The following is a 13135-nucleotide window of genomic DNA, read 5'->3' on the forward strand; positions in this document are numbered from 1 at the left end:
GTAGATAAAGAGGTAAATGTATGCTAAGATTTCCAAAGGATTTTGTCTGGGGATCCTCTACTTCTGGACCACAAACAGAAGGACGTGTAGCTGGTGACGGTAAGGGAGATAATCTCTGGGATTATTGGTACCAAGTGGAGCCAAATCGTTACTATAATGGGATTGGTCCAGATAAGACATCGACCTTTTATGAAAATTGGGAACAGGATATTGAGCTACTGGTAGAAACTGGTCACACAGCCTTTCGGACTTCTATTCAATGGTCACGGATTTTTCCACAAGGGCGTGGGGAAGTCAATGCTCAAGGTGTGGATTTCTATCGTAAGGTTTTTGAGGCTATTAAGGCTAAAGGAATTCGTCTTTTAGTCAATCTCTATCATTTTGATCTGCCTTTTGCTCTTCAAGAAGATGGGGACGGTTGGGAAAATAAGGCGACTGTCTCAGCCTATGAAGACTATGCTCGTTTTTGTTTTGAGACTTATGGAGATTTAGTGGATCAATGGATTACCTTTAACGAGCCAATCGTTCCAGTAGAATTTGGATATTTTTACGATGCCCATTATCCACATAAGGTGGATGCAGAAGCGGCGGTTAAAGTAGCTTATCATACACAATTGGCCAGCAGTCAGGCGGTTAAGGCTTGTCATGAACTTTTGCCAGATTCCAAGATTGGGATTGTCCTCAACTTGACACCGGCTTATCCACGTAGCCAGCATCCTGCTGATGTCAAGGCTGCTCGTATTGCGGATCTCTTTCAGGCCCAATCTTTCTTAGATCCGTCTGTTTTGGGGACTTATCCACAGGAGTTGGTAGAAATCTTGCATGAACACGGTCTCTTGCCTGATACTACGGAGGAAGAGTTGGAGCTCATTCGTGAAAATACAGTGGATTTCCTTGGTGTCAACTACTATCAGCCTTTGCGTGTTATGGCACCTCGATTTGCTAAGCATCCAGAGAGTCCACTCTTACCCGAACATTTTTACGAGCCTTATGTGATGCCTGGACGTAAAATCAATCCTCATCGTGGCTGGGAGATTTATGAGCAAGGGATTTATGACATTGCCCAAAATATCAAGGAAAATTATGGTAATATCGAGTGGATGTTGACAGAGAATGGTATGGGTGTTGAAGGAGAGGAAAAATTCCGTCAAGATGGGATGATTCAAGATGATTATCGTATTGACTTTGTAAAAGGTCATCTTCGTGAACTGCACCGTGCCATTGAAGACGGAGCCAATTGTAAGGGCTACTTAATTTGGACCTTTATCGATTGCTGGTCATGGCTCAACAGCTATAAAAATCGCTATGGTTTGGTCGAATTAGACTTGGAAACGCAAGAACGTCGTCTGAAGAAATCAGGGCACTGGTTCAAGGAATTAAGCGATAATAATGGATTTTAAAAAGGACTCTGACTGATTATCCTAATTGGTCAGAGTTTTTTGCTTACAGGAGATGAATTTTAACTATACCAATTTTAACTCTTGACAAGTGAAAGAAACAAGTATATACTGTTTTTGCTGATTCTATAAAAGAGGAATTAGACTATACCAATTTAAGGAGAAAGCACAGCTTGCCTGTGTCGTATATACTATGTGTGGAATTGTTGGTGTTGTTGGAAACACAAATGCAACTGATATTTTGATTCAAGGGCTTGAAAAGCTCGAATACCGTGGCTATGATTCTGCGGGGATTTTTGTCTTAGGTGGTGCTGAGAACCATTTGGTGAAGGCTGTTGGTCGTATTGCAGAATTGTCTGCTAAGACAGCTGGTGTTGAGGGAACAACTGGTATCGGACATACTCGTTGGGCAACTCACGGGAAACCAACTGAGGACAATGCTCACCCACACCGCTCTGAGACTGAACGTTTTGTTTTGGTGCACAATGGGGTGATTGAAAACTACCTTGAAATCAAGGAAGAATACCTTGCAGGTCACCATTTCAAGGGGCAAACAGATACTGAAATCGCCGTTCATTTGATTGGAAAATTTGCGGAAGAAGAAGGCCTCTCAGTTCTTGAAGCCTTCAAAAAAGCTCTTCACATCATCCGTGGTTCTTATGCCTTTGCCTTGGTTGACTCACAAGATCCTGAAGTTATCTACGTAGCTAAGAATAAATCACCACTTTTGATTGGTCTTGGGGAAGCCTACAACATGGTCTGCTCAGATGCGATGGCTATGATTCGTGAAACCAACCAATATATGGAAATTCATGACCAAGAATTGGTAATCGTCAAGGCTGATAGTGTCGAAGTTCAAGACTATGATGGCAACAGTCGTGAGCGTGCTAGCTATACTGCAGAACTTGACTTGTCAGATATCGGTAAAGGAACTTACCCTTACTACATGCTCAAGGAAATTGACGAGCAACCAACGGTTATGCGTAAACTCATCCAAGCCTACACAGATGAGGCTGGTCAAGTTGTCGTAGACCCAGCTATCATCCAGGCTGTTCAAGACGCAGACCGTATCTACATTCTTGCAGCTGGAACATCTTACCACGCAGGATTTGCTTCTAAGAAGATGTTGGAAGAATTGACAGATACACCAGTTGAACTGGGAATCTCATCTGAGTGGGGCTACGGTATGCCACTTCTCAGCAAGAAACCACTCTTCATCTTTATCAGCCAGTCTGGTGAAACAGCGGATAGCCGTCAGGTTTTGGTTAAGGCTAATGAAATGGGAATCCCAAGCTTGACAGTGACAAACGTCCCAGGTTCAACTCTTTCTCGTGAAGCTAACCATACCATGCTTCTTCATGCAGGTCCTGAAATTGCCGTGGCATCAACAAAGGCTTATACAGCACAAATCGCAGCCCTTGCCTTCCTGGCAAAAGCAGTCGGAGAAGCAAATGGCAATGCTAAAGCGCAAGCCTTTGACCTGGTTCATGAGTTGTCAATCGTAGCTCAGTCTATCGAATCAACTCTTTCAGAGAAAGAAACCATTGAAGCCAAGGTTCGTGAGCTTCTTGAAACAACTCGCAATGCCTTTTATATTGGGCGTGGTCAAGATTACTATGTAGCCATGGAAGCAAGTCTCAAACTTAAAGAGATTTCTTACATCCAGTGTGAAGGCTTTGCGGCAGGAGAACTCAAGCATGGAACCATTGCCTTGATTGAAGAAGGAATACCTGTTTTGGCCCTCTTGTCAGATCCAGTCCTTGCCAACCATACTCGTGGAAATATCCAAGAGGTCGCAGCCCGTGGTGCCAAGGTTCTCACTATCGCAGAAGAAAATGTTGCTAAAGAGACAGATGATATCGTCCTTACGACTGTACACCCTTACCTCTCACCAATTTCAATGGTCGTGCCAACGCAATTAGTCGCTTACTTTGCAACACTTCACCGTGGTCTCGATGTGGACAAACCACGTAACCTTGCTAAATCAGTAACGGTAGAATAAGCTAAAAAAGTCTAGTTATCTAGGCTTTTTCTTGTGAGCAAATTGGTTGCCTGTACTCAAGATTCGTGTTAGAATAATTTTTCAAATTGAAGGACAGAAATAGACAGGGAGAATCACAATGGTAGAATTGGGAATTTCAACATTTGGGGAAACAACGGAGCTTGAAGGGACTGGGCAAACTTACAGTCATGCCGAACGCATTCGTCAGTTGGTGGCAGAGATTGAACTAGCTGACAAGGTTGGCTTGGATGTATATGGGATTGGTGAGCACCATCGAGAGGATTTTGCGGTATCTGCGCCAGAGATTGTCCTGGCAGCTGGGGCAGTCAATACCAAGAAAATTCGTTTGACCAGTGCAGTCAGCATTCTCTCGAGCATGGATCCGATTCGCTTGTTCCAACAGTATGCCACTATCGATGCTTTGTCAAATGGACGTGCGGAGATTATGGCCGGAAGGGGTTCTTTCACGGAATCTTTTCCCTTGTTTGGATATGATTTGAAAGACTACGAAGCCCTCTTTGATGAGAAATTAGACTTGCTTCAGTTAGTCAATGAAAAGACCAAGCTAGACTGGAAAGGGCGATTGACCCAAACACTCTCTGGCAAAGAAGTCTATCCTCGTCCAGTTCAGGACAAATTACCCTTGTGGATAGCGACAGGTGGTCATGTCGAATCAACAGTGAAGATTGCTCAGGAAGGCCTACCGATTGTCTATGCCATTATTGGTGGCAACCCTCGTTATTTTAAAAAGTTGATTCAGGCTTATCGTGAGATTGGGAGCGAAGCGGGTTATGCTAGCCAGGAACTAAAGGTTGGAGCTCATTCTTGGGGTTGGATTGCTGAAGATAGCGAGCAGGCTGTAAAAGATTATTTCCATCCGACCAAGCAAGTGGTGGATGCAATTTCCAAAGACCGTCCACACTGGCATGAATTGAGTTATGAGCAATATTTGGAGCAAGTTGGGCCAAATGGTGCTATGTTTGTGGGAAATCCAGATCAGGTGGCAGAAAAATTGATTCGCATGATTGAGGATTTAGATTTGGACCGTTTCATGCTCCATCTACCGCTTGGTTCCATGCCTCATGACCAAGTCCTGAGAGCTATTGAACTCTTCGGCACGCAAGTGGCTCCAAAAGTACGGGCTTATTTTGCCATGAAAGAGGCTTAATAAAAAATCCTAATCAGGCTGATTAGGACGACAAATATTGTACAAAAAATAATCCCCCGAGCGTTAATGCTTGGGGGATTTTTCTATAGGAGGGCTAGTTTAGTTCTCTTTTTTGTTTTTTAGCAAGAAGCCGAGACCTAGAAGGGCAAGGAGACTAATTCCTGTAAACAGGAGTTTGTTATCGTTGTGCTTAGTTATATCTAGTTATATCTAGTTATATCTAGCTATGCAAAGGTTATACAGTAGCAGTTTTAGCTAACCCATTCACCGTTTTCATTGACCAAATAGCCTTCAACTCTTGTATTAACTGCAAGTTTACCTGATGAATCAACATAGTACCATTTGCCAGAAACTTCAAACCATTGATTTTCTTTCATAGCTCCTGATGGCTCAAGATAGTACCAAGTATCTCCATCCTTAACCCAACCGGTTGACATAGAACCGTTACTATTTAGGAAGTACCAAACATTGCCATCTTTGACCCATCCAGTTACCATAGAGCCATCATCTTTTAGATAATACCAAGTATCTCCATCTTTTATCCAACCAGTAGCTAGAGAACCGTCTGCTTTATGGAAATACCAGATGCCATTTTCTTGTTTCCAACTAGCTTTAGTTGTCTGATTTGGAGTTTCCGATTTCTTATTTGTATAAGCTGGAGTATAGGAAGTGACAATAGTTTGAGTAGGCGTAGATGGAAGTGATTGAGTATTATTGTCCTTATGTGGTTGTTGAGCTTGTGAATCAGTTGTAGCTTGGCTAGGTTTATTTTCTGCATCAGCTACTTTGGCATCTGGTTTAGTAGAATCAGGTCTAGCTTGTGGAGCTGGATCTTGATGTGCAGGGTGAGAAGCTTCATTTTGATGTTCAGGCTTGGAAGGGGTTGAGTCTGGTTTCTCTTCTGCAGTTGACTCATGACTAGTTCCATTTTGAGAGACTCGAAGAACGGTAGCTGTAAGGGCATTCAATTTCAAGCCTTTTTCAGTCCATTCAAGTCCTTGAGGGTTGGCAATTCCGACTGACCCTGCTTGGTTTTCATCTGCTAAAACTTCAGCATTTCTGAGGTGGGCGAAGGCAGTTCCCAAGTTAAATTCGCGAGCTTTTTCGTCCGCATTGACAAAGACTGCGTAGATATCACCGTTTGGAGCAGTAATTTGGTAGCCAATTACTACATCCTCTTTTTCTACACCGTTTTGACCTGGGACAGTGATGAGGTGGACACGGTCTTTGATATCTTGGAGACTCTTAAGTCGGAAGGCATCTGTAGATTGACGAAGGGCAATCAACCCTTTCATATAGTCACGGCTCTTGACATTTTCAGGATATGCTTTTCCATCTGTAGCCTTAGTCCAGTCAAACTTGTTGACTGCATCGCTAGAATCGTAAGAGTCATGGATGAAGTAAGGGTAGTCAAATGGATTGCCATCCTTATCACGCAACAAGTGAGATTTGTTTGGTTGTTTGTCCTCTGCTACTGGAGTCTTGTAGGCTGGGTCACGGAATTGTTTAGTACGTCCATATTCCTGACCGGAGTGGATAAATGGAGTTCCTTGAGCTGTCAAGACCATGAGGTTTCCAAGTCGCAAACGACGGTGGATTTCAGCATAGTTCTCAGCCTTGCTTGGGTCTTTTTTAATAGACTGAGCGATAATGTCAAAGAGGGTCAAGTTGTCATGGGCTGCGATGTATTGGATGACATCTCCAGGGCTGTCTGCTTCAAAGTTGGTTGGTTGAGCAATCAGATTTTTGAAGATAGTGTTGATATCACGTTTGCCACCTGTGATAAAAGCAGGTTGACCTTCATTTGGATAACCAGATTTGAGGTTGTTACGGATGTCATCTGAGAAGACAGCGACAGTATCGGTATGTTTCATCCAATCTTGATCAGCAGCTCTAGTAGGCATATTTTCATCACCAGCATAGGTTCTCCAACCTTCGCCTAACATGATGAGGTTTGGATTGAGGGCGCGTGCAGCCTTGTAAGCTTCTTCGATAGAAGCCGCATCATGGTCTCCCATCATATCGAAGCGGAATCCATCTACTTTGTAGGTATCAACTAGGTATTTGATAGAATCAACTAGTAGGCGTTTGGTCATATGGTGGGTTGTCCCCAAACGTCCACCACCAAAGCTAGTTCGAGGTGTTCCGTCAGCATCCATAAAGTGGTAGTAGTTTGGCTCTAGGTCTTCAAAGATATCGACTTTGGCTGTATGGTTATACACTACGTCCAGGATAGCTCCCATGCCACGTTTGTGGATCTCGTTGATGAGGTTTTTAAATTCTGCGATTCGTTTTTCTGGATTTTTAGGATCGCTTGAGTACATACCAGTCAATGAGAAGTAGTTTTGAGGGTCATATCCCCAGTTATAGTTGCTGTTGCTTGAAGCATAGTCAGACAAGCGTTCATGGTTTTTCAATTCATTGACAAAGTAGTAAGACAAGACTGGAAGGAGCTGGATGTGGGTCACACCTAAGTCTTTGAGATAGTCTAGTTTTTCGATAAAGGCTTCAAAAGTACCAAATGGCTTAGTCAAATCTTTTGCGATGGCAGGATCTGAAGTGAAGTCACGCACATGAGCTTCGTAGATAACGGCATCTTCACGAGTCTTGAAGTTGTGAATCTTACCATAAGTCAAGTCTTGAGGTCCGAGTTTGGCTGGATTTACAAAGGCAGCTTTAGCCACTTTATGGGCATCGTCTGTTTTTGCAAGATCGCTGTTCCAAGCAGCGAGAGATTTAGCGTAAGGATCGAGTGCAAGAACAGTTTTCCCTTGACGCTCGATTTGGTATTGATAATAGTATCCAGTGAAATCTTTGATGCCTAATTTGTTTGTGCTATCTAGAGTTTGTTTCCAAGTTCCTCTTTCCCCTTTTTCAAGAGCGACAGTTCCAACTACTTTGTCAGGGTCATTCTTGTCGTAGACAACAACAGAAACCTTATCAGCACTTGGTGACCAAAGGGTCAAATCAACTTGTTTTCCTTCTTCTTTTAAGTCAGCTCCAAGTTTGCCATCATAGCTGTAAGTCTCATCTTTAAGGCGCCAGCTTGTTTTGGTAGTGAATTGGTCGGAATTGTAGCTAACGGTATAAGGATGTTTTGTGTCAGAGAAATCTCCGCTGTAGGTCACTTTCTTACCAGCTTCATCGATTGCAACATCGGTGATAGTTACTTTGTTTCCTAGGTGATTAGTGATGTTGGAGTGTTTGAGGATATCCTCTTTTTTAGCACCGACTAGTGTTGAAAAACTACTTTCAATGCTAGATGTTCCTACGTGTTGGGCTCCTGTCATACGGATATCATGGACATAGTATGGATTTGTGTAAATCGATTCGTCATCGTCTTTTAGAAAAATTTGGCTATGATTTTTCAAATCTGTGAACTTATAATCTTCTTTACGGATTTTCACGTCGTCTCCTTGTTTGCTCTCATCTAGTAATAAAAAGCCAAATTCTTTGGCGGCATCCTTAAGAGGGATGTCGATATAGCGACCATATTTGCCTGTAGCCGTAAAGTCTGTTCCGTCAGGCCATTGAGCGCTACTTGGATTTTTCACATCTCCCCAGTACCAGAGAGATTTCTTGTCATAGTTGCCATCCGTGCGGTAGTAGTTGACGCGAACAGTTCCTGCAGGTTGTGGTTCGTAAGAGAAAACCTTGTAATCTTGGTCCAACCAAGCCTCGTTCATTTTTGGAACTAGTTTTTCTACAGATTTATCGCCGGTTAGATTTTTTCCAGCTGTATTGTTGATGAGGAAGCTAATTTTCTTGGCTTGTTCTCCCTTTAATTTGACATCTAGGTAGTAGCCATAGTCATCTTTTTTGGCATCCTTAAAGGACAAGGCTCCGTTAGGCCAGTTTTCAGATGGTTTTTCAACATCGTCCCAAGTCCATAGTCCTTGAGCATCCTTGTTTTCTTCAGGAAGTTTTTTGACATGGATACGGAAGTAATTGTCTTCGATTGGCTCTTCTGCCTTAGTTTCAGTCGTTACTGGACTAGCAGAAGTGGTTGGCTCATTTGAACGATCTTGTCCGGTTTGTGGTGCTGAATCGGCTAGGCTTGCAACAGGAGTTGTTGGCTCTGTTGCAGGTTTTTCTTCTTTTTTCTCTAGGGAAGCGTTTGCATTTTCGGGTGAAGAAATATCACTTTCTTTCTTACCAGAGCCAGCTGCTGTATCAGTGAGAGGTTGGGCAAGGATGGTTGTATTTCCGTTGCTGGGTTCGTTAGTGGTTGTTGTACTTTCGTCGGCTGAGATAGTTGGCGTAGCCATAGCAAGTAGGACAAGGCTTGCGCCGATAAGGACAGAACCAGTTCCATTTTTGAGGGAACGGATGCTGTAGACCATTTTTTTCTCAGTTTGAGCTGGTGTTTTTCTCATAATGATTCTCCAATCAATAAATTTCTATATCAGTATAGCATGTAGCAAAATAATATGCAAGCGTTTTCTTTGGTTTGTCAAAGAAATTCTTACTTTTGAGAAGTTTTCCGTATTATTTTATATATCAGTATAAATGGTGGAGATAAAAATGTCACATAAGACAAGACGTATTATTAGGAAGAGGATGTGTTCTCAGATATTTTTATTCAGAAATTGATCTCTAATATTTCTTTTAAAAAGTTCATCTAGCGAAACTATAAATAGGAAGAGAAAAAGCTAGCGCTTCTCAAGTTTTATCTAGTTTCCAAACTATAGTATTTACTGGAAATCTAAAGAAAATATCAGAAAAATTCAGCAAACGTTTTCTTCTTATTTTCTTGACTTTTTTGCTGGTTTGTGCTTGACTTTTACTTGAAATTTGATAGACTATAGACAAATAGGAAAACGTATTCATTTAAAAACGGAGGAATAAGGAATGAATCAAGAAAAACGTTTGCATCGCTTTGTCAAAAAGTGTGGACTCGGTGTGTGTAGTGCTGTTGTTGCGGCCTTTTTATTGAACGCTCAGGGAGTAGCTTTGGCTACAGAGCAAGGGAATCGTCCAGTTGAGACAGAAAACATCGCTCGTGGAAAACAAGCTAGTCAAAGTTCTACTGCTTATGGAGGAACTGCTATACGAGCAGTGGATGGTAATGTTGATAGTGACTATGGGCACCATTCTGTAACGCACACAAACTTTGAAGACAATGCTTGGTGGCAAGTTGATCTTGGAAAAACAGAGAATGTTGGAAAAGTTAAACTTTACAATCGTGGAGATGGGGATGTAGCTAATCGTCTTTCCAATTTTGATGTTGTTTTGTTAAATGAAGCAAAACAAGAAGTTGCTCGTCAACACTTTGATAGTTTGAATGGGAAGGCAGAACTTGAAGTTTTCTTCACCGCCAAAGACGCTCGTTATGTAAAAGTGGAGTTGAAAACTAAAAATACCCCATTGAGCTTGGCAGAAGTGGAAGTATTCCGTTCAGCAACAACTCAAGTTGGACAGGATAGAACTGCACCAGTAGTAGATCAAACATCAGCATTGAAAGACTACCTTTTTGGCTTAACTTATAATCCTTTGGATATTTTAACTCGCAAGGGAGAAACCTTAGAAAATCGCTACAACACAAGTGCTAAGGAACAAAATGGAGAGTTTGTCGTTGTAGAAAAAATCAAGAAAACCCTCTCTACAGGCACAGCAGATGTTTCCATCAATGGAAATCAAAATGTCTTCCTAGGTGGCTTGTATAAGGCAAACCAAAATCTGCTAGAAAATCAGCCAGAATTGATTAGTCTTGCCCGTGCAAAGGGGACAGTCAGCGTCGATTTACCTGGTATGATTCAGTCTGACAGCCGAATTGAAGCAGATCCTACAACTAGTGGTATGCAGTCTGCGATGAATACCTTGGTTGAAAGATGGACAAAGAATTACTCATCTAGCCATTCCGTTCCTGCCCGTGTTCAGTATGAATCAACTACAGCCTATAGCATGAACCAATTGAAAGCAAAATTTGGTGCAGACTTTGAAAAAGCAGGTGCACCGCTCAAGATTGACTTTGAGGCTGTGCAAAAGGGTGAAAAGCAAATTGAAGTTGTAAACTTCAAACAAATCTACTATACAGCGACATTTGATGCACCGACCAATCCAGCGGCTGTATTTGACAAGAGTGTGACACCTGAAGATTTAAAACAAAGAGGCGTTGATTCACAAACTCCACCTGTATATGTATCAAACGTTTCTTACGGACGTCAAATCTATGTTAAGTTTGAGTCAACAAGTAAGTCTACTGAATTAAAAGCAGCTATCAATGCGGTTATCAAAGGCGCAACAATTGCTCCAAATTCTGAATGGAGCCGTCTATTGAAGAATACTTCTGTAACAGCGGTAATTGTAGGAGGTAATGCTAGCGGTGCCGCCAAAGTTGTCACAGGAACAGTCGAAAACTTGAAGGAACTCATCAGAGAAGGAGCTAACTTTAGCGCTCAAAGTCCAGCTGTGCCAATCTCATATAAGACTGCCTTCCTAAAAGATAATGCCCAAGCAACTTTACAAAATAGTACAGACTATATCGAAACGAAGGTTACTTCTTACAAAAATGGCTTCTTGAAACTTCATCATAAGGGTGCTTATGTTGCGCGTTACTACATCTATTGGGATGAAATTACATATGATGAACAAGGAAATCCAGAAATCCGTTCACGTCAATGGGAAGATAACGGAAAAAACAGAACTTCAGGCTTCCAAACAGAGATTCAATTTAAAGGAAATGTCCGTAATCTTCGCATCAAGGTTCAAGAAAAGACGGGTCTTGTATGGGAACCATGGCGTACAGTTTACAACCGCACAGACTTACCACTAGTACAACAGCGTACAATTACACATTGGGGAACAACTCTAAACCCTAAAGTTGATGAAAAAATTGTGAATGAGTAACGATTTGATTTACTTGATTCGATAGTAAACAGTGAAGAGGAGAAACTTCGATTTCTCCTCTTTTATGATTGACTTTTGAGAGAATGAAAAGGGTAACTTCTATAGCAGATTGAAACTAGAATAGTACGTTGTTGCTATTAAAACATTTCTAGAAATTAAGTTGACTTTCCCAATAGATTTGTTCATGTCTTATTTCAATTCAATATAAAACTAACTTCCAGTTTTCCACAACCTAGCTTTTAGTATGAGAAAAAATGCGTTGTTACAGACATAAGGAGCTTTTTGAGAAGTGGGCAATCCGTGCAATCAGATTTGACGGATGTTGGATGCATGATGCGATTGCGCTTAATTTCCTTTGAAATCGTTGACGGGCCTTTTCCCATATTCTCAACGATGGAACGGAAAGTCTCACACTTAATTCCACCATAAAAATCCGTTTTAGACTAATTTCCACTTTGGTAAGGCAAGTGGAAATTACTTTGAGAACTTACCCCCAGCTAAAAATAACAATAAAAAAGAAAAATATCTTGACAACCAAGGGAAAATTTTGTTACAATAATAGACAGTACTTTTTACTTTTGGTCTCTCAAGAGTGTACAGGGACGTGCTGACAAATGTTGCAAAAGTACACACAGATGATAGCTGTCACCAAGTGTATCATCACCAAAAATAAAAAAACACAGGAGAATGTAGATGCCTACAATTAACCAATTGGTTCGCAAACCGCGTAAATCAAAAGTAGAAAAATCTAAATCACCAGCTTTGAACGTTGGTTACAACAGTCATAAAAAAGTTCAAACAAACGTTTCTTCACCACAAAAACGTGGTGTTGCAACTCGTGTTGGAACAATGACACCTAAAAAACCTAACTCAGCCCTTCGTAAATTCGCTCGTGTACGTTTGAGCAACCTTATCGAAGTTACTGCCTACATCCCAGGTATCGGACACAACTTGCAAGAGCACAGCGTGGTGCTTCTTCGTGGTGGACGTGTAAAAGACCTTCCAGGGGTACGTTACCATATCGTCCGTGGTGCACTTGATACTGCAGGTGTTAACGATCGTAAACAAGGCCGTTCTAAATACGGTACTAAACGTCCAAAAGCATAAGGAAAGGGGATAAAGAGAAATGAGTCGTAAAAATAGAGCTCCAAAACGTGACGTATTGCCAGATCCGCTTTACAATTCACAACTAGTTACTCGTCTTATCAACCGCGTTATGCTTGACGGTAAACGTGGTACAGCTGCTTCAATCGTTTACGGTGCTTTTGAGCAAATCAAAGAAGCTACTGGCAACGATGCACTTGAAGTATTTGAAACAGCTATGGAAAACATCATGCCTGTACTTGAAGTACGTGCACGTCGTGTTGGTGGTTCTAACTACCAAGTCCCAGTTGAAGTTCGTCCAGAACGTCGTACAACACTTGGACTTCGTTGGTTGGTAACAATCGCTCGTCTTCGTGGTGAACACACAATGCAAGACCGTCTTGCAAAAGAAATCTTGGATGCTGCTAACAACACTGGTGCAGCTGTTAAGAAACGTGAAGACACTCACCGTATGGCTGAAGCTAACCGTGCATTCGCACACTTCCGTTGGTAAGATTAAGATACTAAGGGCGTTAAAAAAGCGACTGAAAATTAGGAAGCTTGACGAAGAATCGAAGATTCTAGGAGAGCTTATCTATTTTCCGAGCTTTTAGCCCGGGTTCAAATTAGCTAAAT

The 13135-nt window shown here is 41.8% G+C and carries 7 protein-coding genes and 1 pseudogene; 6 read left to right on the forward strand and 2 right to left on the reverse strand.

The genetic code is table 11. The annotated features are described in order from the left end of the window. Nucleotides 1–20 precede the first annotated feature (20 nt). The 3 genes from bglA (at nt 21) to OVN23_RS04055 (ending at nt 4567) form a co-directional block, all read left to right on the forward strand. On the forward strand, nt 21–1400 hold the full coding sequence (bglA, locus tag OVN23_RS04045) for a 6-phospho-beta-glucosidase (RefSeq protein WP_173213341.1): 1380 nt from the start codon (nt 21–23) through the stop codon (nt 1398–1400). Between the two features lie 190 nt (nt 1401–1590). Further along, complete coding sequence (glmS, locus tag OVN23_RS04050) at nt 1591–3399, forward strand: glutamine--fructose-6-phosphate transaminase (isomerizing) (RefSeq protein ID WP_173213343.1); 1809 nt, start codon at nt 1591–1593, stop codon at nt 3397–3399. A gap of 118 nt (nt 3400–3517) precedes the next feature. After that, a complete protein-coding gene (locus OVN23_RS04055) occupies nt 3518–4567 on the forward strand; it encodes an LLM class flavin-dependent oxidoreductase (RefSeq protein WP_173213345.1) in 1050 nt (349 codons plus the stop codon). 251 nt (nt 4568–4818) lie between these two features. On the opposite strand, the gene spuA is transcribed toward OVN23_RS04055, so the two are convergent. Next, nucleotides 4819–8943 (reverse strand): LPXTG-anchored pullulanase SpuA, encoded by a 4125-nt coding sequence (gene spuA / locus OVN23_RS04065; protein WP_413777632.1) that lies wholly within the window; start codon nt 8941–8943, stop codon nt 4819–4821. A 475-nt stretch (nt 8944–9418) separates the two neighbouring features. Here spuA and OVN23_RS04070 point away from each other — a divergent pair, with 475 nt between their 5' ends. Continuing rightward, nucleotides 9419–11416 (forward strand): thiol-activated cytolysin family protein, encoded by a 1998-nt coding sequence (locus OVN23_RS04070; protein ID WP_173213347.1) that lies wholly within the window; start codon nt 9419–9421, stop codon nt 11414–11416. Between the two features lie 258 nt (nt 11417–11674). Here the strand turns inward: OVN23_RS04070 and OVN23_RS04075 are convergent. Then, nucleotides 11675–11826: pseudogene (locus tag OVN23_RS04075) on the reverse strand (IS30 family transposase); the annotation flags it as partial. 283 nt (nt 11827–12109) lie between these two features. Between OVN23_RS04075 and rpsL the strand changes: the two are divergent. Then, a complete protein-coding gene (gene rpsL / locus OVN23_RS04080) occupies nt 12110–12523 on the forward strand; it encodes a 30S ribosomal protein S12 (RefSeq protein WP_001142332.1) in 414 nt (137 codons plus the stop codon). A 19-nt stretch (nt 12524–12542) separates the two neighbouring features. After that, a complete protein-coding gene (rpsG, locus tag OVN23_RS04085) occupies nt 12543–13013 on the forward strand; it encodes a 30S ribosomal protein S7 (protein WP_000087873.1) in 471 nt (156 codons plus the stop codon). Nucleotides 13014–13135: the final 122 nt, after the last annotated feature.

It is taken from the genome of Streptococcus sp. Marseille-Q6488 (assembly GCF_946902925.1).
GTDB lineage: Bacteria > Bacillota > Bacilli > Lactobacillales > Streptococcaceae > Streptococcus.